This window comes from Paenibacillus sp. B-A-8 (assembly GCF_048572915.1).
Classification (GTDB): domain Bacteria; phylum Bacillota; class Bacilli; order Paenibacillales; family Paenibacillaceae; genus Paenibacillus_AQ.
Genome location: NZ_CP183882.1, coordinates 4,875,051 through 4,898,780, shown reverse-complemented (window position 1 = coordinate 4,898,780; position 23,730 = coordinate 4,875,051). Strand labels below are relative to the sequence as shown.

Annotated in this window: 31 protein-coding genes; 30 read left to right on the top strand and 1 reads right to left on the bottom strand. The window is 52.3% G+C overall.

Going from position 1 to position 23,730, the window contains the following annotated elements:
• Positions 1–389: 389 nt before the first annotated feature.
• The 3 genes from ACN6MV_RS22175 to ACN6MV_RS22165 all read left to right on the top strand — a co-directional run bounded on the left by ACN6MV_RS22175 (position 390) and on the right by ACN6MV_RS22165 (position 3,223).
• Entirely contained in the window at positions 390–1,544 is a 1,155-nt protein-coding gene (locus ACN6MV_RS22175) for a DnaB-like helicase C-terminal domain-containing protein (protein ID WP_419884874.1), read from the top strand.
• Between the two features lie 103 nt (positions 1,545–1,647).
• Positions 1,648–2,115 (top strand): helix-turn-helix domain-containing protein, encoded by a 468-nt coding sequence (locus ACN6MV_RS22170; RefSeq protein ID WP_419884873.1) that lies wholly within the window; start codon positions 1,648–1,650, stop codon positions 2,113–2,115.
• A 391-nt stretch (positions 2,116–2,506) separates the two neighbouring features.
• The gene (locus ACN6MV_RS22165; RefSeq protein WP_419884872.1) at positions 2,507–3,223 is read left to right on the top strand and encodes a toprim domain-containing protein; all 717 of its coding nucleotides are present in this window, start codon (positions 2,507–2,509) and stop codon (positions 3,221–3,223) included.
• Positions 3,224–3,265: 42 nt separating this feature from the next.
• On the opposite strand, the gene ACN6MV_RS22160 is transcribed toward ACN6MV_RS22165, so the two are convergent.
• Positions 3,266–3,508 (bottom strand): helix-turn-helix domain-containing protein, encoded by a 243-nt coding sequence (locus tag ACN6MV_RS22160; protein WP_076179439.1) that lies wholly within the window; start codon positions 3,506–3,508, stop codon positions 3,266–3,268.
• Positions 3,509–3,639: 131 nt separating this feature from the next.
• On the opposite strand from ACN6MV_RS22160, the gene ACN6MV_RS22155 reads away from it, so the two are divergent.
• The 27 genes from ACN6MV_RS22155 (at position 3,640) to ACN6MV_RS22025 (ending at position 23,725) form a co-directional block, all read left to right on the top strand.
• On the top strand, positions 3,640–4,263 hold the full coding sequence (locus tag ACN6MV_RS22155) for a hypothetical protein (protein WP_419884871.1): 624 nt from the start codon (positions 3,640–3,642) through the stop codon (positions 4,261–4,263).
• A gap of 214 nt (positions 4,264–4,477) precedes the next feature.
• Positions 4,478–4,636, top strand: coding sequence for a hypothetical protein (locus tag ACN6MV_RS22150; protein WP_155986541.1), 159 nt, complete (start codon positions 4,478–4,480; stop codon positions 4,634–4,636).
• Positions 4,633–5,199, top strand: a complete 567-nt coding sequence (locus ACN6MV_RS22145) for a hypothetical protein (protein WP_419884870.1) — start codon at positions 4,633–4,635, stop codon at positions 5,197–5,199. The genes ACN6MV_RS22150 and ACN6MV_RS22145 overlap by 4 nt, the downstream gene beginning before the upstream one ends.
• 133 nt (positions 5,200–5,332) lie before the next feature.
• Positions 5,333–6,136 carry a hypothetical protein gene (locus tag ACN6MV_RS22140; protein WP_419884869.1) on the top strand — a complete coding sequence of 268 codons (804 nt, stop codon included), beginning with the start codon at positions 5,333–5,335 and terminating at the stop codon, positions 6,134–6,136.
• Positions 6,137–6,259: 123 nt separating this feature from the next.
• Positions 6,260–6,721, top strand: coding sequence for a hypothetical protein (locus ACN6MV_RS22135; protein ID WP_419884868.1), 462 nt, complete (start codon positions 6,260–6,262; stop codon positions 6,719–6,721).
• A gap of 69 nt (positions 6,722–6,790) precedes the next feature.
• The gene (locus ACN6MV_RS22130; RefSeq protein WP_419884867.1) at positions 6,791–8,242 is read left to right on the top strand and encodes a hypothetical protein; all 1,452 of its coding nucleotides are present in this window, start codon (positions 6,791–6,793) and stop codon (positions 8,240–8,242) included.
• 216 nt (positions 8,243–8,458) lie between these two features.
• A complete protein-coding gene (locus ACN6MV_RS22125) occupies positions 8,459–10,531 on the top strand; it encodes a DNA polymerase (RefSeq protein WP_419884866.1) in 2,073 nt (690 codons plus the stop codon).
• A gap of 2 nt (positions 10,532–10,533) precedes the next feature.
• Entirely contained in the window at positions 10,534–11,187 is a 654-nt protein-coding gene (locus ACN6MV_RS22120; protein WP_419884865.1) for a hypothetical protein, read from the top strand.
• A 198-nt stretch (positions 11,188–11,385) separates the two neighbouring features.
• Positions 11,386–12,300, top strand: a complete 915-nt coding sequence (locus ACN6MV_RS22115) for an RNA ligase family protein (protein WP_419884864.1) — start codon at positions 11,386–11,388, stop codon at positions 12,298–12,300.
• Positions 12,301–12,487: 187 nt separating this feature from the next.
• Positions 12,488–13,360, top strand: coding sequence for a hypothetical protein (locus ACN6MV_RS22110; protein ID WP_419884863.1), 873 nt, complete (start codon positions 12,488–12,490; stop codon positions 13,358–13,360).
• Between the two features lie 267 nt (positions 13,361–13,627).
• Positions 13,628–13,849, top strand: a complete 222-nt coding sequence (locus ACN6MV_RS22105; protein ID WP_419884862.1) for a hypothetical protein — start codon at positions 13,628–13,630, stop codon at positions 13,847–13,849.
• Positions 13,746–14,384, top strand: coding sequence for a crossover junction endodeoxyribonuclease RuvC (locus ACN6MV_RS22100; RefSeq protein ID WP_419886793.1), 639 nt, complete (start codon positions 13,746–13,748; stop codon positions 14,382–14,384). The genes ACN6MV_RS22105 and ACN6MV_RS22100 overlap by 104 nt, the downstream gene beginning before the upstream one ends.
• Positions 14,381–14,581 carry a hypothetical protein gene (locus ACN6MV_RS22095; RefSeq protein ID WP_419884861.1) on the top strand — a complete coding sequence of 67 codons (201 nt, stop codon included), beginning with the start codon at positions 14,381–14,383 and terminating at the stop codon, positions 14,579–14,581. The genes ACN6MV_RS22100 and ACN6MV_RS22095 overlap by 4 nt, the downstream gene beginning before the upstream one ends.
• 296 nt (positions 14,582–14,877) lie before the next feature.
• A complete protein-coding gene (locus ACN6MV_RS22090; protein WP_419884860.1) occupies positions 14,878–15,801 on the top strand; it encodes a hypothetical protein in 924 nt (307 codons plus the stop codon).
• On the top strand, positions 15,801–16,118 hold the full coding sequence (locus ACN6MV_RS22085; protein ID WP_419884859.1) for a hypothetical protein: 318 nt from the start codon (positions 15,801–15,803) through the stop codon (positions 16,116–16,118). The genes ACN6MV_RS22090 and ACN6MV_RS22085 overlap by 1 nt, the downstream gene beginning before the upstream one ends.
• Before the next feature lie 98 nt (positions 16,119–16,216).
• The gene (locus ACN6MV_RS22080) at positions 16,217–16,747 is read left to right on the top strand and encodes a dUTP diphosphatase (RefSeq protein ID WP_419886792.1); all 531 of its coding nucleotides are present in this window, start codon (positions 16,217–16,219) and stop codon (positions 16,745–16,747) included.
• Complete coding sequence (locus ACN6MV_RS22075; protein ID WP_419884858.1) at positions 16,744–16,965, top strand: hypothetical protein; 222 nt, start codon at positions 16,744–16,746, stop codon at positions 16,963–16,965. Before ACN6MV_RS22080 ends, ACN6MV_RS22075 begins: the two co-directional genes overlap by 4 nt.
• An 82-nt stretch (positions 16,966–17,047) precedes the next feature.
• Entirely contained in the window at positions 17,048–17,218 is a 171-nt protein-coding gene (locus ACN6MV_RS22070; protein ID WP_419884857.1) for a hypothetical protein, read from the top strand.
• Positions 17,215–17,469, top strand: a complete 255-nt coding sequence (locus ACN6MV_RS22065; protein ID WP_419884856.1) for a hypothetical protein — start codon at positions 17,215–17,217, stop codon at positions 17,467–17,469. Before ACN6MV_RS22070 ends, ACN6MV_RS22065 begins: the two co-directional genes overlap by 4 nt.
• 124 nt (positions 17,470–17,593) lie before the next feature.
• Complete coding sequence (locus ACN6MV_RS22060) at positions 17,594–19,126, top strand: hypothetical protein (protein WP_419884855.1); 1,533 nt, start codon at positions 17,594–17,596, stop codon at positions 19,124–19,126.
• Between the two features lies 1 nt (position 19,127).
• The gene (locus tag ACN6MV_RS22055; protein WP_419884854.1) at positions 19,128–19,340 is read left to right on the top strand and encodes a hypothetical protein; all 213 of its coding nucleotides are present in this window, start codon (positions 19,128–19,130) and stop codon (positions 19,338–19,340) included.
• The gene (locus ACN6MV_RS22050; RefSeq protein ID WP_419884853.1) at positions 19,340–19,912 is read left to right on the top strand and encodes an adenylate kinase; all 573 of its coding nucleotides are present in this window, start codon (positions 19,340–19,342) and stop codon (positions 19,910–19,912) included. Before ACN6MV_RS22055 ends, ACN6MV_RS22050 begins: the two co-directional genes overlap by 1 nt.
• The gene (locus ACN6MV_RS22045) at positions 19,912–20,691 is read left to right on the top strand and encodes a DNA-methyltransferase (protein WP_419884852.1); all 780 of its coding nucleotides are present in this window, start codon (positions 19,912–19,914) and stop codon (positions 20,689–20,691) included. Before ACN6MV_RS22050 ends, ACN6MV_RS22045 begins: the two co-directional genes overlap by 1 nt.
• A gap of 1 nt (position 20,692) precedes the next feature.
• Positions 20,693–20,860: a hypothetical protein gene (locus ACN6MV_RS22040; protein ID WP_419884851.1), complete on the top strand. Its 168-nt coding sequence runs from the start codon at positions 20,693–20,695 to the stop codon at positions 20,858–20,860.
• Positions 20,861–21,188: 328 nt separating this feature from the next.
• Positions 21,189–21,545, top strand: coding sequence for a sigma factor-like helix-turn-helix DNA-binding protein (locus tag ACN6MV_RS22035; protein ID WP_419884850.1), 357 nt, complete (start codon positions 21,189–21,191; stop codon positions 21,543–21,545).
• 3 nt (positions 21,546–21,548) lie between these two features.
• Positions 21,549–22,331: a hypothetical protein gene (locus tag ACN6MV_RS22030; RefSeq protein ID WP_419884849.1), complete on the top strand. Its 783-nt coding sequence runs from the start codon at positions 21,549–21,551 to the stop codon at positions 22,329–22,331.
• Positions 22,331–23,725, top strand: a complete 1,395-nt coding sequence (locus tag ACN6MV_RS22025; protein ID WP_419884848.1) for a DNA methyltransferase — start codon at positions 22,331–22,333, stop codon at positions 23,723–23,725. The genes ACN6MV_RS22030 and ACN6MV_RS22025 overlap by 1 nt, the downstream gene beginning before the upstream one ends.
• Positions 23,726–23,730: the final 5 nt, after the last annotated feature.

Genomic DNA, 23,730 nt, shown 5'->3' with positions numbered 1-23,730 from the left:
TAGCGTAATAATCGCGGCTATATTCGACAAATTGCGCTATGATAACGCACTGAGAATACATTAACGTGCTTAATTATTTCCTAATGCTGTCCAATAATTTATAAATAATCCCAACTATGTCGAATGAATATCGTCTTATATGGGAGTTGGGTGTTAGGTTAAGCGAGAGTAAAATAGGAGGTGTACCTATGGCGGCGCACGGTCAGCAATTACTATCAAAGATCGTAGACACCGGCGATGTCCTGGCGTTAACGCGGCTCGGCATTAAGCGAACAGACTACGCCACGGAAGGCGAACAGCGCGCGCATGACTTCGTTGTTAAGTACGCGGCAGATAACGGCGGAGTAGCGCCATCGCTATCGACTTTCGTAGCGGAATTTCCGGACGAGGTGTGCGCATATATACCGGGCGTTACGGACTCATTCGATTACTTAGCGCGGGAGTTAAAGGATGCGGCGGGCAAACGTGCGACAGCGAAGCTACTAAGTGATCCAAATATGCAACGCGATTTCGACACGAAGACAACGGAAGAGTTTGTCGCATCATTGACGAAACAGCTCGAACGGATTAAACTGGAAACACGAACAAATATTCGTACATTTACAGACGTTTCCAGTGAAGCGGATAAGTTCCTGGCGGAGTATCGAGCGCGGAAAGCCGGTACGTCATTTCGTATCTGGCGCAGTAAATTCGCATCTATTAACGATCAAATTGGCGGTTATTTCTCCGGCAACACTTACGCTTGGTATGCGCGATCTGGCCGCGGTAAATCCGTTCTCGTAATGGAGGACGGCGCGATCGAAGCAGCGTTTCGGGGCGCAACCGTACTCGTATGGGCGCTAGAAATGTCGGAGTTCGAATGGATGGCGCGTGCATACTCGTCGATTAGCGCAAGACTCGGTCTAGTAACCGCTAAGATTGACGGAGTGGATTACGCGGCCGGCTTCGAGAATAAGGCGCTGCTTATGGGGCGCTTGACGGACGAGTTCGAGGCGGAGTTTGAAACGTTCCTGTGTACGCTTAACGAAATGATTCCGGGGCGCATTATACTCCGCGCTGCAGATAGCGAAGGCTTTACGGAACGCGGCATAGCGCAATTAGAGGCGGACATTCGCGAGACCGAGGCGGACGTTGTCGTAGTCGATCCGATATATCTTATGGATTACGAGGCGAACACGTCGCGTGTGGCTGGCGGTGATGTGGCGGCGACTAGCGTTAAGATTAAGAGACTCGCGGGTCAGACGAAGACCGTCATCCACATCGTGACGCAAGCGGATGAAGATGCGTCAGAAAAGGGCGAAGACGGCGTGCGCGAGCTGAAGCCGCCGAAGCGTGCGGAGATAAAGAAGTCGAAAGCGATTCTTGAGGATGCCGCGAATGTGTTCGGAATAGATACGTTGGCACACGAAGGGCGCGGCGTGATCGAGCTCGGTAAAGGGCGCAACGGTGGCGAGGATACGCGTGTCGAGATCGTGTACCTTCCGAATTGGGGCATCGTACAGGAAACGGATTTAGTGGATGAGGCTGCGAAGTTTGTGGCGTGATTTTAGTGTCTGTATTATTTTAATGAACAGTGTATTGACGTACTAAACAAGAAGGGGTATTATTGAGCCATAGCAGGATTTGGTAGAAAGGAGTAGTTAGGCTATGGCTGAGTTTTCCAATTTAATGCTAAGGGCCCGAGAGTCTGCCGATAAATCACTACGAGAACTTTCATCAATCGTAGGAGTGAGTGCGGGGCAACTTTCTAATTACGAGCGCGGAGTAAGCGTTCCGAAAAGAGAGGTAGTAATCGCAATCGCAGACGCACTTGATATTCCAACAGATTTCGCACTAATGGTTGCGGGTTACGCGCCTGTATATTACAACGCGGCGGACCAAGAGGCAGCACAGGTTGCAGAAGAACACTCTAATTATTTTACAAGAATTTCATCCTATGAGGACATAGTTAACTCAATCGACGACCTAGTAGGGAGTGTCCAATTTCGCGAAATTCAGGCAGCAGTGCTTAACGCAAAGGTACTACAGCCTAGACTGTCTGCTGAAAAAGTTGCTACCTTTACAAAATTAGAGATAGCAATAAAGTTGTTCAAAGAGGCTCAAAGCGAACTTTAGGATTGCTACCGTTTATCACTATCGCCGGGACTCTATTCGCTGAACCGATCGCATTTCCTTATATTCGAGTAAGCCGCGGAGTTCGCGCTGAGTAATTCCACGCTCTTCCTGAAGCTGTTTAATACGATGCCTTAAAACGTTTACATACGGAGGTTAATATATGAACGCTATTAATCACGAACTCTTTCTCGCGGCCATCGAGCGGTACCCCTGGCGCAGCCTATCGTATGTTCGCGGTCGCCTAATCGCATCGTCACCGTGGCGCATCGATAATACGCCGACATTCTCAGCGGTAATTGATCCACAGGACGAGGCGTTCGGTTGCTGGAATGACCCTGGCGCGATAGATCCGGAGTGGGCGCGCGGCAGCCCAGTTAAGTTATATGCGTTTTTGCGCAACATTACGCTGCGTGAAGCGTTTGAAGAGTTAACGGTTACTGACGTGGACGAGCGTCCGACGCTACGTATCCGACTTAACGCGCCCGAACCGCAAGCTGCCATACGTAAGCCGATCGATATGTCCCCGTACATACAACGAGAGATAGACTACTTAACTAATCGAGGGATATCGCCAGTCATACAGCGGCTTTACAGATGCGGCTATGACGTCGCGAAGAATGCGGTAGTTATGCCGTGGACAAGCCCGGTCGGAACGTTTCTTAACGCGAAGTGGCGGTCAACTTACGGTAAACAATTCTGGTATGCGCGTGGAGGGTCTCCGGTAAAGTCGATGATTTACGGAATAGATATCGCTTATCGGAGGAATATCAAACGCGCGGTCATCGGTGAGGCTGAGATCGACGCAATGACGGCGAGTACTGCGGGGACTTTCGGATTAGCGGTCGGCGGATCGGAGTTTACGGAGGAAAAGGCGAATCTACTGCGGCGTAGTCCGATCGAGGAGCTGCTGATTGCGGGGGACAACGATGCCGCCGGCGAAAAGCTGCGGTGGGAGATCGAAAAAAAGATGCGCGGGTACGTGCGATTATACAACGTAGAGATTCCGAACAGCGCGAAGGACTTTAACGCGGCGGGGATTGCGGCAACTAGAGAAGCATGCGAGGCAGCAAAGCGGATAGATGCGATTCGCGTGCGTTTGTGTACGTAGGTTGTCGTCAAATTTGACGACTTTGCGTCGGTACGAACGAAATTAATCGTCCGTTGCCTTATCGGGTGCGGTCTCCCAATGGTACAAGTCGTACGGGGAGTCAAGACCGAGAACTTCCGCAATCGTCCGCGCTTTGTCGAGGCCCATAACGCCCACACGTTTCCGGTCGTTTATCCAGTGACCGATTTGTGAACGGGAGTACCCGGTCCTACGGCTAAGCTCAGCCTGCGATAGCTTACGTTCCTTGAGTAGCGCCCGAAGTCGGCATTCACCGACAACGTACATTTATGCGCCTCCTACATTATTAGTGCAGTCAAAACATTTTAACATATTTTTCTTCAAAAAGTGTGCGGGGAATATACCTAGCACGTTGAAGTGTATGTAAGGCAAATAGAACAGAAAAGAAGGTGTAGCTTTTGAGCTTTGAACAATTGAATAAGGCAGCGGACACATACTATGCAACCCGCAGCCAAGACGCATTCCGAGCGCTTTATAGTGAAGCGCAGCGTGTGTTCCAAACGCAGAATCGCCGCAGAGTTTGCGCATCAGGTTATGGAGATCGTAACGACGCCGATTCTATCTTGGACGATGTTATCCTTAAGTTAATCGGAAAGGATGCGCTTAACGGCTTCGGACTATGGATGGCGACAGCACTTAAAAACGCTAGAATAGACTGGCTGCGTAAAGAACAGACACGCGGTAAGCGCTATGAACTAACCATCAATAAAGACGATGAGGATGCGCCAACATCCGAAATTGCGGACGAGCTTACAACGGAAGATATCGTTATACAACGTTACAAAAAGAAAGAAGCCGACCAGCGCCAACTGATCGACTTCCTCTCACGGTCCGCCAAGACCGATACTACGACGACCACAATCGTCACAGCATATTTGTTCGCGCCGCTAGACGCTAAACCCACGGAGATCGCAAGATCACTTGGGATACACCATGAGACAGTTAAACGTAAGCTTCGTAGACTTGCTCGCCGTTACGACGCCAATCGCTTTGGTGATGTCCACGAATACTTAGCTGTTTAACTAATTTATGAACGGGCTATCGGGCATGATGTCCGTTCCACTATCAATTATATCACAAAGATTTAAAGATATTTCGGTGGTATTAGTTACCTTATGTATGTTATTTCCTAAATATATCCAATCCATACTTCACGTTTTCAATATTACGCAAAAAATTTGCGGTTGTCAACGCTTATTTAACTGCGCCCACTTTTAATAACCGGAGGTTAACGCCATGAATCGTATAAAAAACGTTACTCATATAAATACACGCAATCCCCACGTTTCAAACAGATTGGTCGATCGCATCTATAACGGAGGCTTCGAAAACTACGAAGATACAGCGGATTATATCGATATTCGCAGCGTTATGAAGGGGCGTGTCATCGCATGAGTGTTGCGATTGATCCGCAAGCCGGCACGCATTTTATCGGAAAAATCTTCGTCAGCCCACACGCTTGCGACCGCGCCGTCGAGCATTTTGGTATCGACCGCTCGAAAGCGCCTATGTACGTAATGGATATGCTTCGCAAGGCTACGCTAGTTTCACCGCTAGTCGTCGATGAGGACGGTAAGCCTGCGCGTATGTTCGCTTATCGCCGGATTGCGTTTCTCGTACATCCGACGGAGGCTACGGTCTTCACATTATATCCGCAGCACAAAGCGTCCGAATCGCTGCGTAGTCCGATTGAGCGGATTATTCAACGGGCGGTCAGCGCAGCGGAGCGCAAGGAAAAACGCGAGTTAAAACGGATTAGCGTCCGTAAAGCGGAGTTGTCCGTAGAGCGTGCGCAACTTGATCTCCGCCGTGCTAAGTCGGAATCCACACGTGTAGCTGCGGAAATGACTGCGAAAATAGCCGGAATCGACGCGGAAATGGCGCGCCTGGAACGTGAGTTATTGGAAATTCAGCGTGAGAAAACGACGCTAATGAAGAGCGTTGTAGCGTATGTCTGACGATGAGCTGCGCGTATATCCTACGCCAGCAACGCGGTATTAACGGCGGATAACAACGATATAAGCTCGTTAGTGCCGTGTTGCGGACGTAGGAAACTATAGTCCGAAATAAACCGAAAAGGAACGTGATCGAATGTCGATGTTTACGAAGGTAGGCGCAGAGGCAGCGGCGGCAGGTAACAACGAAGGAGGCGCGAAGGAAAGTCCGATTACTTCGTTTAAATCCGGAACAACGCTTAAGGTTGGCGTCAAGTCGATTAACGACGTGGCGGAGTATTACGGATACAGCATCTTCAAAAAAGTTAACACGTTCGTTCCGAAGAATCCCGCAACACGTAATGCTCGCGGCTATATCGACGCTAATCCGACCGTATGGGATCAAGCGGCTGCGCTCCTTTATAAAGAGGCGGACACAGCGAAGAATGCCGGCGCCAGTGAAGACGCGGTTAAGAAGATTACGGATGAAGCGTATTTGTATCGCGGTAAGAAACGTTTTCTTCGCGCTTTCTTCGACTTAGCGACCGGTAAGGACGTAGTAGTCGATTTGAGTCCGAAGCAAGAGGAAACGCTCAAGGCCGTAATCAAGAAATACGAGAAGAAGCTCGGAACAATCGCGTTCGAACTCGCGAAGACCGGATCGAGCACAAACGCAGTCGTCGCGTTGTCTCCGATCATTGACATGGACGAAGACCTCACGCCGGAAGAACGCGCTAACTTCGCTAAGCTCGGGGCGGCTCCGTTCGAACTCGCGGACTTCGAAACGTGCTTATACGTAGCCGATGACGCGGAGCAAACGAAGAACCTCGTAGTCGCGGGCTTTGATATCGGACGACTCGGACTGTCTATCGGAGCGAGCGCGGGAAATAATACACAGACTCCTCCGCCAGCTGACGACGGGGCTCCTATTGATATATCCGAAGAGTATTTACCTTTTTGATCGTGTGTCCCGAACGGCCGCAATACGCATCTACACAGACGTTAATTTCCGGTAACAACGGTAATAAGCCGCCAGTCCGCGTGTTGGTTGCGCTGGCTGGCGAACATTATAACGAGAGAGGACGTGGTTCAGACGGCACATATTTCGGAAGTCGTAGGTAAGTATTCGGAGCTCGCCGCTAGATTAGCGTTATTGGCGAACGGATGGACTGTACATCAATCGGAGACGGACGAAGCTTACGACGTCCTGGCGCAAGATCCCGTAAGCGGAGATTATGCGCGGATTCAAGTGAAGACGATTAGGCAGCGGATGGATCGCGGTGGCGACCTCGTAGTCTACGCGAAGAAAGGCAACGGAACTATATACGACCTGGCCGACGCTGATTACATTATTGGCGTATGGGTGATCGAGGGCGAAGTGCCTCGCGTGTACATGTTCGAGAATCGTTGCCTTACGGAGTACTGGTGCGGAGAAGCACGTGCGGCTGAGCGTTGGGTGGAGTTGCCTCTAGCGCTTAACCGCGACATCTATACGGTTTCGACCGCTGTGATCGCGGAGGAATTACCGCTACCGACCGCTGTCTAAACGTAAGATTAACGCATTATCGGGGCGGAGGTTCCTCGCGAACAGTCCCAACGAAGGAGACCCGTATAAATGACGAAATTAAATGTAGTAATTCCGGCTGTAAACGTAACTGTTGACGGAGTGGAGTTCCGCAAAGTTGACCGGAAGGCGCAGGCGGGCGATATCGTTAGATTTAACGCGGAGTGCTGGCGGAGCTTTACCGAGGATGCTTTCTACGCAGTTATCAACCACGATGATGGTCTGTGCGTTGTTGATGACGACGGGGATAACCGTTTTCTCGTCCTCACACAGTATACTTACATGTTCGAAGTCTACGCGCCAGTATTCGCCGATCCCTCCGCTGAAATCACGTTCGACAACGCTAAGTACCGCAAGGTCGACCGCTCAGCCCGCGAAGGTGACGTTATCGTGTTTACGGACGAGGACGAAATTGAGCGCTTCCTTACGTTAGGGAAGCCGTACGTTGTGACCGAGATTGACTGGGCCGGCGATCCTCAGATTACGGATGACGACGGAGATGACTTCGATGCTTGCGGTTGTGACTTCGACGTGTACGAAAAGATCAGCGTAGAATATCGCGAAGTCAAGCGTAAGGCCGCCGTAGGTGAGCGGATTAAGATCGTTAATACGTCTGATCACCGCTGGACTAACGGTGAGGAGTTCCCGGTTATGGACGCCGATTCCGACGGAGATGTTTATGTCAAGCATCCGGAAGGAAAGCGTCACGGAGACGGATATGCGCTGGTGGGCTTACGTCAATACGTCGTACTCGAACCGGTCAACGCGCAAGTTAAAGCGCAGCCTGAACGTCTGACGGTCGGAGATTACGCGAAGATTATTGCAGACGCCGCAGGTCTTGCGAAAATTGGCGCGATCATTAAGATTACGAAGGACCGCGCAGATAATTCAGCGCCGTATGACGGTGAGTATGCGGACGGAATGGCAACTCCGGTATATTTCCGCGAGTCTGAGCTAGAGCCCGCAACCGAAGCGGAGTTCCTTGCGCAACGTAAGCCGGCGGAACCGAAGTTCAACGTAGGGGATAGCGTTAAGCTTACGATCGCCGACGGAGAAAAACCGTGCTACGGATGGGGCTCGGTAAGCAACGGAGATATCGGAAAAGTAACGCGGGTATTTGGCGCCTCTCTTCGCGTAGATTTCCCGAAACAACGTGGTTGGGACGCTAAGCCGGAAGAGTTGGCGAAAGTTACCGCGGAGGAAATCGCCGCTCTAGCTTCTATCGAGAAGGAAGCGCAGGAAATCGCTAAATGGGCGAAGCTCGGCCGTAAGGTCGGCGAGTTTAAGCGTGGGGATATCGTAGAGGCTAAGCGCGTTATGGACGATTGTTCGCGGGTTTACGGACAGGTAAAGGACGAGCCTATGCCGCAAGGTTCCGGAAGCGGTGCGTATATCGGCATGGGGTTACGCCTTCCAGACGGCGGTTACCGCGCCGTAACTACGGATGGTGCGACGCTCATCGTACCGGTCGAACAGCGCTTCGACACGCAGTCAGCCGCCTAATAACGAAAGGAGTGAGCGGATATAGACGTTAAATTAACGCTTAATCTACGCAGTCCGACCGTAACCGAAGCGCCGGAAGACGTAAGTGAGCGCATAGCCAGCGCGACCAAACGTAAGAAAGCGGCGGAGGAAACGATAGAGGACGCATGGGCGCGCATATTAGCGCTAAAGAATACGGATACCGATCGCGAAAAGTTAATCGCGGTAAAAGACGCAATGGATACGGGTGTGACGGGCAGACACCCGTCCAGCGTCGGCAAACGGTTCAGCAAGGCGGAGGCTATGCGGATTTACGAGGACTTGCGCGTTTCAATCCGCGAGGAGAGACTGCGGAGTATGGTCGCGTATACTCCGAAAAACTACTTCTTGATTAATAACGCGAAGCTACTGGCGCGACTCAACGAGAGACTACACAAAGAAACGGAAGTAGCGGTCGATACGGAAACTACGGGAGTTGACGTTTACACAGACGTGATAGTCGGACTGTCATTAACGTTGCCGTCCGTTAGTATTCCGCCATTAGCCGAAAAAGGAATGCACGTTTATATTCCGGTTAGTCACGATGACGGCGAACAGCTATCGCGGGATTACGTACTGCAGGAATTGCGTTGGTTTCTATATAGCGCGGATATCGGGAAAATCCTCCATAACGCCATATTCGATATCGCGATGTTCCGGAGACACGGTTCGGATCTACGCGGAGTAACGTGGGATACGATGGTAGCGATGCACCTACTAAACGAGAACGAACCGTCGTTCCGCTTAAAAGACCTGGCGCCTAAATATCTCGGAGTGGAGTCGGATACATTCGCGGAACTATTTGGTAAGACTCCGTTTAATGAAATGACGCTAGACATTGCGTTGGCATACGCGGCTAAGGATACCGATCTCACCTGGCGCTTATATCAGTTCCAGCGCGGTCACTTCGCTACATTACCGACGGTACTCGAATACTACCGAACGGTCGAGGTTCCGTTGCTTTACGTAATCGTAGATTTGGAGGCTAACGGATATATCCTCGATTTAGACTTCGCGAAGGAATACGGTGAGCAACTGAGCGCTCGCGCCAAAGAGCTGCACGCTAAGCTTATCGGAGTCCTCGCGAAACATCACGAAGGTGACGCGGAACTTAACCTTAACTCGACTCCGCAGATGAAGGCGGTGCTATCGAAAGAGATCGGCCGCGATATCCCGAATATGGACGCGAAGAAAACGTTAAAACCGCTAGGGCGCGAGTTTACCATTATCGCGGATCTACTTGAATATCGCAAGATAACGAAGCTCAGCGGAACCTATATCGACGCGCTTCCGCTAAAGCAGAATCCGACGACTAAGCGCTGGCACTCGCGGTTTAATCCGATGGGAACCGTAACCGGCCGATTCAGTTCCGGCAAGGACGAAGATGCTGCGGACTCAAACCAATTTAACGTTCAGAATCAGCCGGAAGACGCGCGTAAAATGTTCGTAGCACCGGCGGGGAAAGTACTAGTATCGGCGGACTTTAAGGCGCAGGAAATACGCTGTACCGCATACCTATCCGGCGAACCCGTCCTAATCGAAGCGTTCGAAAAGGGAATCGATCCGTACGCAAACATGGCGAGCATGTATTACAAGCGCCCATATCACGAAGTCTATAAGCTGCCGAACGGTGAGGATACGCCAGAACGTAAAGCGATGAAAGTCGTATGGCTCGCGACTCTATACGGTATGAGCGACTTCTCACTAGCGGACATGCTCGGATTAAAGAAACCGGAGGCGACCGCTTTTAAAGAAGAGCTATTCGGGAGCATGCCAAAATTATCCGCGTGGCTTAAAGCGAACGAAGAACACGTAGCCAAGTACGGTTTTGTATGGGCGGATAAACAGCAACGTAAACGGCGCTTGCCTGACGGGAAACTTAAGCGCAAAGAAATCCCGTTCGGTAAGTGGAGCGATCCTAAATACGAAGAGTGGCGCAAGCATAACGGTAAGATTAATCGGGCCATGCGCCAGGGTACTAACGCTCGCGTACAGGGAACTTCCGCAATCCAAACGAAAGTTACGATGATCGAGGCGGATAAGGAATGCAAGAAACACGAAGGGTGGGCGCTTTGGGCTCCTGTGCATGACGAAATTGTGTTCGAGCTACCGGAGGATTTTACGCGTGAGGACATCGCGATTATCGAACGGATTATGACGCAATCGTATATTTTCGGAGAAGTCGCCAACGGAACGGACATCGCGATTATGAGACGTTGGGGTAGGGGAACCGCGCCGGAAGACTGGTTTAAAAATAAGGAGGCTGCGTAACTATGGCGATATCACAAGCGAAGAAACTCGAACTTATCACGAAGCACGCGAAGAAATTTACGGTTAAGCCGGGCGGAGGAACTCCCGTATTAGAGGGCGTACGCTACCTTGAAGACGGTTCCGTAGTCGCAACGGACCGCCATACTTTGCTGCGGATTGGCGGAGCGCATAACTTTGCGGAGGCATTTACGTCTCACGCCAAGACCGGCGCGCCCGTTGACGGAACATATCCGGACACCTCGCGATTAATTCCACAGGAGTTTACGTCGCAACTTACGCTGATTGAATCGGTTCAGCGGGCGGATTTAAAGGACACGATTGCCTGCGTAAAGGTGGCGTTAGAGACCGCGAAACTATCAGCAGGCGATAAGCGTAACCTCGCACTACTTCGCTACGCGGGCAATACCGCCACACTCTCCGTTACGAGAGACACTCCTTCGCTGACATTTAACGCCGGAATCAACGCGGATTTAAGCGGGCCGGACATGGCGGTAGCGTTTAACGCGGAGTATCTGCTTAACGCGCTGAACGTATTCAAGGACGCGGGATCTCAGCGCGTAATTATCGGACTTAGCGGTAATCTGCAGCCGATCGTACTCCGCGATGAGGATAACGCTATTGACGTAATCGTGCTTCCGTATCGGATTGCGTCGTGAGGGCGCCTTTACTCACCGAAGACGACTACGCCGACCTCCACGCAGCCGTCCGCCAATACGTAAGTTGCGCGATTGAGAACGGAGATTACCCGGAATATCCGGATGAGGCAGCGGAAACATTCTGCGCAGACTACCGCGTGGATTACGCACGGCTCGGCGATATGGTCGAGCGTATTATAAACGAGGAGGTACGGAGATATGAGCGGAAATGACGTTAAGAAATATACGGATATTGTGCGTATGGGACACCGCGAAACAGTCGGCGTTGTTAAAGAGGGCGATTACATTACGGTATACGAAAAGCTCGACGGTGCTAACGCGTCATTCACGGCAGGCGCGGAAGTATTGGCGTTCTCTCGCAATACGCAACTCTCTGCGGAAAATAACCTGCGCGGATTCTATGAGTTTACACGTAAAATCGACCCACAAGCGTTGGTTCCGAACGCAATCTATTACGGAGAGTGGCTCGTTAAGCACAAAGTAGATTACGGCGATAAGGCCGGCGTTTTCTACCTCTTCGATATTTACGATAAGGTTACGGAAACCTATGCGCCGACACACGTCGTAGTACAGGAGGCTGCACGCTTAGGACTCGCTATTGCGCCGATTTTATACGCCGGCCCTTACGTTTCATTCGAGCATCTGCAGGCGTTCGTCGGACGCTCAGCTTACGCAACTAAGGCGGATTGCGGCGAAGGAATCGTAGTCAAGAACGTTAATTTCCGCGATCGCTTCGGCAAGCAAACGTTCATCAAACTGGTATCAGAGGGATTCCGCGAGATACAGCCGCAGAAAGCTCCGCGGGATCCCAATGCGCCAATATCCGCCGAAGCTGCGTTCGTGCAGACGTTTATGACTGAGGGCCGCGTCGATAAGTTATTACGTAAACTCGTAGATGAGGCGTTAATTCCGGAAGAGTTCGGACTCGAAGACATGGGCGCAATTTTACGGGAACTTGGCGGACGTGTTTACGAAGATATGCTCAAGGAGGAGCGCGAGTCGTTGCCAGAAGAGTTTGAAGAACGCGACATCCGTAAGTCTATCGGTAAGAAACTACCTCTTATTGTGCGCTCGATAATCACCGAATCATCCAATTTGAAGGAGGCGGCTTAATATTACGAGAGCAGAAACGCTAGTTAACGATTTCCTAACGCAGATGGATTCGTACTACTCCTCGCCGGATACGTCATTTTACGATAGCACTATTGAGCGCAAGTTCTACGAACAGAAGCTCCGCCACATCGGATACAAGCCGTACCCTAACGACGGACTCATAACGTTCGGCGCTTCCGGTACGAATATGTGCGATCGGCAACTCTACTTTAAGAACGATAAAGGAACCCGCGCAGAGAAGTCCGCAGATATCCCGTTCAGAGGACGCCAACGACGCCAGGGTACAGCGGTCGTCGATTACGTACAGCTCGATATCCTGCATACGCCGAAACGCCTCGGTAAGTCCGCGCTGCTTACGATGTCCGTCCGCGATGACGGCGATTGGGACTTCGAAGATGCGGCGCAGGAACGACGTGTGATCACGCACCCACATCCGGAGACAGGCGAGCTCATATCGTTCGCGATTACCGCTAAGCCGGACGGTAAATTCGATTATGCTCGGGACGGCTCCCGTATTATATTCGAGTATAAAACGAAGGCGAGCGGTCTGCGTCCGATGAACGGTAAACTCGACTTTAAAGGCGCGCAAGACGATCATAAACGCCAAGTCGTAGCGGAGTCCCTCGTATTCGGAATTGACGAAGCGCTCATCGTTTACGAGTCTACGCATAAGCCATCGTGGTTTTCGGATGAAGAATCGTCGTCTGTTACGAAGGGGCAGAAAACGTGGAAAGAAGGCGCTCCCCTCACGGACATGCGCGCATTCTACGTACGAATCACGGACACAATGAAGACGCAACTTCTCGATAGCCTAGCGCGTCAGGCTGCGCTTGTATACGCCGGCGAAGTACCGTCCGTTACCGTAGAGATGACGGATAAATGCGGATTCTGCGCATTCCGTGGGCATTGTGCGGCTACACTTAGCGCGGATAACTTAGCGCTACTACAGCGGGCGGAATCGGCGATGGCTCGCGGATCAATGGCGGGGAAAGCCGCGCATAAGAGTCTGCGGAATTATCTCGCAGGAGTGCCGGAAACTAACGAAGGGGAGGCCGCCTAACTTGCAGACACCGCAATCATACGTTATTGAATCCGTACGCAATCTCGACGGTAAACCGCACGAACGCGAGGTCCGACGTAAAGGTCAACGCGTAGAAATCTTACGCTGTGATATCGGCGCGCCCATGCTCGTATGTTACCGCGATGACGGCAATAAGATCCTGCGGACGTCGGCGGTCGCGAACGTAGGAGGTACGCGGAAGTATCCGGGCGGGCTCGTTGTTACTACGAATAATACCGTTTACACATTCGGAAAGGCGGCGGAATAATGGCTAAACGTATTGCTAACGGGATCCTCTACGTATTACTTATTGGCGCGTTTATGGTCGGCGGCATGGTGTGGTTCTCGCTATTAACGTGCGGACTATTGTACGTCAGCGTTATATCTGCGCTTCTCATCGTTTGGTCGTTCATACTCGGATTTATATCGGAAGGAGGCGGAAGCGATCGTAAAGAAGACGGAGTCAGCAAGGACGAAGACAACGCATAGCAAACCGCCTAACTTCCGCGTACTCGGACTCGACTTATCGCTAAGTCCCGGAATAGCTGCGGTAGAGGTGCGGAATAGAATCCCGTACCTAATCGCATGTGATTCCGTAGCGACTTCGACCGCCGATACGGACGCCGTACGCAACTATACGGTCGAAACGTTCACCGCCGCCTTCCTTCGTGAACATCGTCCGTTCGATATCGTAGTCCGCGAAGACTTTACGTCCGGACGGAATAAACGCGCGACTCAGACGATATTTAGCGCATGGGCAGCCGCAGACAAAGCGCTCGCGGCGTACGGTTACTACGCGGAGGATCTTAAACCAGCGCTCGCCCCTACGTCGGTTAAGAAATACGTAACCGGCAACGGGAAGGCGGAGAAAGACGCTGTAGCGGAAGGTGTGCGGAGATACTTGCGGCTAGATCCCGTGTTTAAATTCCGCACGGGTTACGATGACAGCGATGCGGCGGCGGTTTGCCTGGCGTATTTATTACGCGAGAATCTAATCGATGAAATCGGAGGGATTGCGGCATGAAATCGCTAAATAACGCAGAGTTAGCGGATATTATCGAGGACGAAGGAATCGGATACGCAGTAGAGGAATACGTGGATATTGAGCGGATTGCTGATCCGAGGACACGCGAGCTGTGGACGCAAGCTCGTTGGCTGCTTGGCGAAATATCACAGCGTTGTTTTCGCGCTAGAGCAGCGCTTGAGGATTCGCAGACATGACGCGCGAACCTCTCGCACATGACCGCCTAACCGCGCAACTCGAACGCGCCCAGCTTGCCGAGATCGCGGAACTTGAACGCGCGGTCGAAGCGTATCGCGGACTGGCGGCGAAGTATGAACGGAAACTAGCGGAGGCTAAACGGAGATATAAACGGAGTAGTTAGCGATTAATTTCGCCGACTCTCCGTTTTTTTTATTTTATTTACGTGAAAAGTGTGCGGGCGGCTATGCGGTCACGTTGAAGTGTATGTAAGGCGCGGTTGGAGCGCTTAAATCACGAAGGAGGCGGTTTAGTAATGGCAAACGTACAATATCGCGAAGTTAAACGTAAGGCAGCGGTGGGAGAGCGGATTAGAGTAGTTAAGGCGGGCTACACGATGGGACGTTACAACAACGGAGATGAGTTCGTGGTCAATCACGTAGATAGAGACGATGATGTATACGTAAGCATCGAAGGTAAAGACCGCCTTATCTGCTTGTCGGAGTTCGTAGTCCTCGAACCTATCGCATCCTCACCGCTAACATCCGATCCCCTCTACGCAGCCTTCCGCCAGTTCGTCGCGGACAATGCGGATGAATTGCGCAGGTTACTTCCGGAGATTGATCCGCCGGGAATTAGCGTAGGCGGCATCGTAGGCGCTCCGGTTACGGTCGCGGATTCCGGCGCAGTTGTAGCGCGCACTCCGAAGTTAACCCGCGCAAAGGTTATCACAAAGGCGACCGCTGACGTTGCGGAGTTGCTGCGGATTGGAAACACGCCTTTCACACGATTACCGGAACAGGGACCGTTCTTTAGCGACTTCTTCACGGTAAGGTTTCATGTTAACCGTACTAAACGGACGGTAACAACGCTAGTATACCGCGGTCTGGGCGAGACGCGTGTACCTGACGCTAAGTTCACAGCAAAGTGTTCGCCAGCCGACGTATTCCACGCGGAAATCGGCAAAGCGATCGCGCTGCGTAAGGCGCTTGGGCTGACGGTGCCGACCGAATATACGGACGCGCCGCAACCGGATAAACCGCGAGTAGGCGCACGTGTGTCCGATGATATGGGAACGGGCGTAGTCACGGAATTTGATGGATATCGCGGAATTGAAGTAAACGGAGGACCCTGCGGCGGCGGTTTCTGGACGTACACAGACGGGTATCACGGAGCAACAACGCTCGACGACACCGACGTTGACTATGGCGATGTCTCCGCGAAAGGAGTTGCCGCCTAATGGACGTACTGAATACGTATGGTGGCGGCGTTGATGCCGCGGGAGTAATCATCGGAATATTCGTGCTATGTGTCGCAGCATTTACTCTCTACGCTTTCTTGTTTGCGCTAAAAGAGCGTGTTTACTGGGCGGCGTTGCTCTTCGTACTATTCGTGGTGTTGCAGGGATGTCTCGCAGTCATCGCTTTTACCTCGCCGGAACCTATCCGCCACGAAGTCACACTCCGTCCGGGCGGCGTTATCGACGCGGTGAAATACGATATCATCGAACAGCGCGGCGCAATATTCGTAATTGAAGAACGGACGCCTGCGGAATGAGAGCGCAGCACATCATTGACCGCCCGCAAGCCGAAATCATGGCGGACAGAAAGCGTAAGCGTACGGAGTTACTCGATAGATTACGGAGGGGTGAGCGGATGGAGCGTAGTAACGAAGTTAACGTTAAGATAACGCTATTACCTGGCGCAGAGTTACCGCAATACGCTAAGCCAGGCGACAGCGGCTTCGATTTAGTGGCGCAAGAGGATTACGTAGTCGAACCGGGTCAAACGGTTAAGGTGCGCACGGGTATCTGCGTAGAGCTGCCGGTCGGCTACGAATTGCAGGTGCGTCCGCGTTCGGGAATCAGCGCTAACACGAAGCTGCGCGTAGCTAATTCGCCAGGCACCGGAGACAGTTCGTATCGCGGAGAGATTTGCGTATTGATTGATAATATAGCGCAAGCATTCCGATATGACAGCGTGCGGTTCTACGGACTTGACGGATATCTGACGTCGGATAAACGTATTGTCCCCGGAGCCGATAATACGTACCTCATCCGCAAAGGAGATCGCGTGGCCCAAGCGGTAATCGCGCCAGTCTACCGAGCATCATTCGAAGTTGTCTCGGAATTAGCGGAGAGTGAGCGTGGGGCTGGCGGATTCGGCTCGTCAGGAGTCCGCGTATGAGCCGCCCGAAGGAACATTACGCAATCTTACGCGACGGCTATCCGCTAGGGATTTCCGCTAACAACCGATTTATGCGTACGTTTAAAACGCGGAAGGATGCGGAGAGGTCAGCGCGTGATAAAGCGGCTGATGACGTTCGCCACGGACGGGAACCACGCACGTACGAAGTAGCGCGAATTATATTCGCAATTAAATCGGAAGGGGCGGACGCCGAATGAGACGCTTAACGTGGATCGCCGTTCTCGTCCTTTGCGCCGCGTTCTGGTTCACGGTCGGCTATTACGTAAAGGAGGCGTTGTTTTGACCGCGAAACCACCACTAGGACTCAGACCGCGTTACATTGCGGAAGCACAGCGCATGGACGAAATTAAAGACGCCGTTAAACGCTATATGGACGCCGGCTATCCGTTACCTGACGAATGGATCGCGGAGTATAACGAGATCGCTAAACGAAGGGAGGCGCTAACATGACCGAACCGCGCGTAGCAGAAATAATCCCGTTCCCATGCGTACAGAACGAAATCGCCGCCGCATTCGACGTAATGGCAGCGCAGGCACGCGCCGGCTTAATAACCGGAGTCATGTTCGCAGTTAGCGGACCAAAAACCGCAATTATGACGGGATGGCACGGCGTTGATATGGCGGAGCGCTCCGTAATGCTGACGCGTATGCAATTCGATTTGATCGACGCTTATATCGGAGAAAATTACGGAGATGAGTAACAACTAGCACAGGACTCACGGATGTAACGGGGCATTTGGACGAAACGGGCAATCGTCTAATAGCGCAAGTGGATTTCGGAAGGTGAGCGGTGCAAATACGGAATTATAAAGGAGACGGTTATTAATGGAGAAAACGACAAAGTATTTACGGTGTCACACGGCGGGAACAAAGCGTGATATCACGGAAGGCAAGCGTTATGAAATCGTTGATACTGCGGCTTTTCTCGGCAATGAATGTTACGTAATTATTGATGACGCCGGCGACCGTAGTGCTTGGCCGATCGAAATCGACGAAGACGGCGAAAGTTACCGCGATTGGTTCACGCTCGAAACGGACGCCGACAGCGCGCCCACTACGCTCCGCCCCGACGAATCGCTCGGCGGTGTCTTACGCGAATATCGCGAGGTTAAGCGGAAGGCGTGCGTAGGTGAACTCGTTAAGATTGTGGACGCTGGCTGTTCGTTCGGCCATTACGACGACGGCGACGTGATTACTATTACGGAAGTTATCGCAGGCGATCCGTACTTCCCCGTTAAAAAGAACGCGGATAATCCGGACGGCACGTTCTTCCTTAACGATGAGGAATACGTTGTCCTCGAACCTACGGAAATCCTCGTAATCAACACGTCAAAAGGCGACGGAGGAGCTGAGCGCTTCCGAATGGTCGACCGTAAGGCTGCGGTAGGAGAGCGCGTGATTATCATAAAGACTGACGATCTAAACGGCGATGGGTACGGAAATGGAGCGCTCTTTACCGCGGATGTTGATGACGGAAGTATGTGTATCGACACTACGGACGGCGTAACGTTATTTCACGAGGAGTATCGCGTACTCGAACCGCTAACCTCCGTGGAACTAGCGCCGACTCCTACGCCCCTATCCGAATTACCACTCGCCGACCAATACGCGGAGAACATTACGGTGCTCACACGTAAGATTGCGCAATTAGAAAAGCGCAATACCGCGCTTGAAGGGCGCATACTCGCGCTCGAAACGGACAGCGCACCGGCTATCGTCCCTTCTTACGCAAAAGTCGCGTCCGGTCCCGTTGATAATACGTATCCTTCGTACGTTAAGACTCCGCAAATGATCCGCGACGAAATCGTTGAGCGTGCGAAGGCTGACGTTAGCAATCCGTACAAATTCAGCGGTACGGAGATTCCGGGCGATCCTGACGGGATTTCATTCTGGCCCGAGGGTAGTCCGTCCAAAATGCACGAAGTCACGTACGTTGTCAATCGTGAGAAGCGCACAGTTGTCGCTCTTATTCGCTGCATAAACGACGGGTTTACGGTACGCGGAACCGCAAAATGTGCGCCAGGCGAAACGTTCAACGCGCATATCGGACGAGCTATCGCGTTATATAGAGCGCTCGGGTTAGACGTTCCGGCGGAGTATCTAACGTGTCCACAGCCGGAGGAAGTGCGCATCGGCGACGTTGTTGCTGGCGGAGTTGTGTACGCAGTCCGTCCGACTCACCGCACAGTTGGCGTGAGCGTACCACAGGCGTTCACAGGCGTCGAGTTAGGTTATACGTACATTGACAAATACGGACTAGAGATGTGGGCGCACATCCACCACGCGACTATTACGGACGACTCACGTGAGGACGGCGGAGTTTCCGCTGCTTCCTCCGCGCTGAAAGGAGCTGCGTAATATGCCGACGGAAGTATATGCGATTATACGTAAAGCTACCGGAGCGCTGGCGTGGAAACGCGCAGTTTATGCGGACGCTGGCGGTGCTAAACAAGCAGCGCGCAGGACCTGCGGTAATTGGATCAATGAGTACGCGATTGTACGGATCAGTGGTAGCGTAACCCCGGCTTGGGATACGGACGCTAACGGAAATTGGACGGAGGTGGGCGCCTAATGATGTTACCTAACATCGGATTAATCGGCAAGCTCCGTTCGGGCAAGTCCGCTGCAGGCGATTACCTCGCGTCAAAGTACGGATATACGCAGTTTGCGTTCGGCGACGAGCTCAAGCGTTATGCGCACGAACTCTTCGGAGAGCCTGCGCCGGGAACGAAGCCACGTGCGCTTTACCAGGCGTTTGGTCAGGCGTGCCGCGCGATAGATGACGGAATATGGATACGTAAATGTCTCGCGAAGACTGAGGAACCCGAGTTATTTCGTGCTAATGGTCGCGGATGGGAGCCGCCTCTTAGCGTCATTTCAGACGTCCGCCAGTTAAACGAGGCTGACGCGCTCCAATCCGCCGGCTACGTCCTTATCCGCGTAACTGCACCGGACGGCCTCCGCATCGAACGCGCCGTCAACTCGGGGGATACGTTCAATTACCGGGACCTCGCGCATGGAACGGAAACGGCGCTCGACGGATACACAGCGGATTTTACCGTAACGAATGATAAGAGCCTCGCGGAGTTGTATGCGCAGATTGACGAGATTATGGCAGAGTTGAACGCGAAGGAGGCGGCTTAGTGATCGAATTGAATCGGATATATAACGATGAGTGTCTCGTAGGGATGCATAAGATTCCAGATAAGAGCGTCGATATGATACTCTGCGATTTACCGTACGGGACTACCGCATGCAAGTGGGATACGATAATTCCTCTCGAACCCATGTGGGCAGAGTATGAGCGCGTTATTAAAGATAACGGAGCTATAGTACTAACCGCCGCGCAGCCCTTTACGAGCGCGTTGATCATGAGTAATGTAAAGCTATTTCGGTACTGTTGGATATGGGAGAAGGATAATGCGAGCAACTTCTTTGCCGCTAAGTTCCAGCCACTAAACAATACCGAAGATATTGTAGTCTTTGGAAAAGGTGGTTGTAATAACGGAACAAAAAAACCACTTAGATATACACCTCAAGGGATTACCGTAATTGACAGAGAGGTAACAAACGGAAAGAGTGTGGGGGGTCAGCTAGGTAAGGCGCACAAAACATCTATGTCAGAGGGGAGGAAATATAAACAAACTCAGACTGGATATCCGTTTAAAACGCTAAAGTTTAAACGGGACGGTAGCCACGTGCATCCAACGCAAAAGCCCGTTGATCTATTCCGCTACCTTATCCGCACATACACGAATCTCGGCGAAACTGTTCTCGATAACTGTATAGGCTCCGGAACAACCGCAGTCGCTGCGCTACTTGAAGGACGTAACTTTATCGGATTTGAAACGGACGCCGGTTACGTAGACATCGCTAATCAGCGTATCGCGGCGTTATCAATCACCGAAACGGAGGCGGCGTAATATGAGCGTTGACGATTACCGCGCAGGTTATACCGCGGGCTATATGTACGGACGCATTGACGCGATTAATGCGCTTCCTTATGACGATAGGACTCCGCTGGCGAAACGGGAGGGTACGGAGGTGACTGCGGACAATGACGGACTTCGATCGCTTTCTACCGCCGAATGAACCGCGCGTATCCGCTAACTGCGCGTGGTGTAACGACGCTATTTACGTAGGCGATGCGGTAACTATATTCGCGGACGGCGAGCGCACACATGACGGAGATTGCGAAGATGCGCATATGGCGGCGGAACTCGGGCGTGTGCGGACGATTGCGGAATAAAGCGCTGGACTGCGCTGTAGTATGTGCGAGTTTCAACGTTAGAAAAGTTCACAATAGCGGCGGTTACTACGTGTGGCATCGTGCGGATAACGTAGGGCTAGCGCTCAAATAACGATAAAGGGGCGGATTATTATCGGATCTGTGAAGATAGACGTCGACAAGGGCGCACGCATGTACGAAGTTAAATACGCATTGAACGATGTGGCCGGCATTAAAAAGTTATTACGCGATCGCCACCACATCAGCAGCGCGCAATTTCTCGGCGATTATAACGCAGTCGATACGCTCGTTGACTTAAATAGCGCTATTGCATCCGCATGGTTAACGGAGCGCCAGGCGGAATCAGTCGCGTGGGTTTATGGCGTTGACCTTACGCAAGCAGAGGCGGCGAAAGCGATGGGCATCTCACAGCCGACCGTTAAGCAATCCGTAGACGAGGCGGCGGAGAAGATAGCGGTTGTTTATCGCAAATGGGAATACGGAGAGATAACGGTAGAATATGCGCTAGATGAAGAGGAGGCGGCTTAATTTATGTCAACGTACATTGAACGCACGACCACCGCAATCGAGGCGCTAGAATCCGGACTGCGCAGACTATTTAAAGCGGAGGATTCCCCGCCGATTCCTTACGTATATAGTGGCGCCACGTACGATATCCGCGACCGTGAATCGCGTATGCTCGTGATTGCCGCGATACAAGACGCATATTACCGCGACCACGGCGAGCATAACCAGTACGCACTCGACGCGTGGTATACGACAGGATCGCCGGGCCAGCGTCCGACTCCGGTTCCGTCTAATACGGCGCTACTTGACCGTCTGACTAACGTCGCGCTATACGAAGAACTAACGGACGCTAATCCGTATAAGGCGCAGCACAACGAGTATCCGTTCTACTCAGACACGCAGCTTGATCGTATACGTAATGGTCGCCGCGGTAGTGATCCGACGAATATGCGCGGGGAAACGCCGGTACGTGAAGACGGTGATCTCGGACCTGGCGTAATCTTATCCGCAGACGGGCGCGATCACGGCGAGCCTCGGCGTAGGAACCGTACTAAGCGCGAGAATGTGAGCGTAGATGCCGGCGCTAAAATACGTAATAAGGTGAGGGCCGCGCAATATAAACGTGATACAGCGGACGGTGCGGTGACGTCGTGTAATCTGCGGGATACTGGCGGGGAGCTCACGGAAGAGTTTACGCAACGGTGTGGAATAGGTGCGCGGTGGCTGGCGGATATGAGTGCGGTGAATGAAGTGATCGTAGAACCGGTGGAAGAAGTTGCGGATGTTTACGTAAAGGAGGCGGCATAATGAGCGGACAACAAAACGAAATTAACGTAGTTTTATGCGGCGATAGCACGGAGGTTTTGCGCGGATATCCCGACGCGTTCTTTGATAGCGTTGTGTGCGATCCGCCATACGGACTATCGAAGGAACCGGACATTGCGGAAGTGTTAACGAAGTGGCTTGCGGGCGAACCGTACGACCACGGACACGGCGGATTCATGGGGAAAGCGTGGGACTCGTTCGTGCCGCATCCGGATTTATGGCGCGAGGTATTCCGCGTATTGAAGCCGGGGGGCCATGCGTTGGTATTTGCGGGGACTCGTACGCAGGACTTAATGACGATCGCGCTGCGGCTCGGTGGGTTTGAAATACGCGACGTTATCGAGTGGCTTTATTTTAGCGGATTCCCTAAATCGACGGATGTTTCCAAACAGTTTGATAAGCGCAAGGGTGGAGCCTCCTTCGTCGGAGAGTTCTCCGCGCTGATTAAACGAATACGGGTAGAAAAGGGGATCACAGTCGGTTTTATGGATCGAGAGGTATGTGGCGGTTCGACTAATTACTCATGGTTTGAAGGACGGCCGAAAGGAACGAGACTCCCACAACTTTCCGAATACATCAAGATAAAAGAACTACTCGGGCTTGATGACACCTATGATGAGATGATGGAAGAGGCGGAAAGAGAGGTAGTCGGTAAAGCGAAGTGGGCAACACTAAAGGAGGCACCAATGCCTGGCGCGGACTGCTCTGCAGATAACCGTATAGTCCGCGACATCACCGCACCCACAACCGAACTCGCCCGCAAATGGGACGGATGGGGAACAGCACTCAAACCCGCACACGAACCCATCATCGTCGCACGTAAACCGCTGGCTGGAACCGTAGTAGCTAACGTTGAGGCGCACGGAACAGGCGCGATAAATATCGACGCTTGCCGGATTGGGCGCTCTGAAGGAGACCGCACGGAATACGGCGTAACTGGTGACGAAGGAAATCCGACAGTTAATACGTTCGGTCAGCGTGAGCGAGTCGCGTATATACCTGACGATGCCGGTCGCTTTCCTGCTAACGCGATCACTACGGACGCCGACGCGTTTTACTCTCCGTATTTTAACGTTAGTCCGGCGGAGCTCTCAAAGAAAGCGTCGAAGCGCGACCGCAATACCTGCGCTGATGGCTCCGTATTAACCGGTATCAACGTACACCCGACCGTTAAACCGATCGACCTTATGCGCTGGTTGATTACACTCGTGACACCTCCGGGCGGGATTACGCTCGATCCGTTCGCCGGCTCTGGCACGACGCTAGTAGCCGCGGCACAGGACGGATTTAACTACGTTGGCATCGAACAAGCACCGGAACATGTCGCGATTATCAACGCGAGACTGAACGTAAGCGCTGAAACGGAGGCGGCGTAAATACC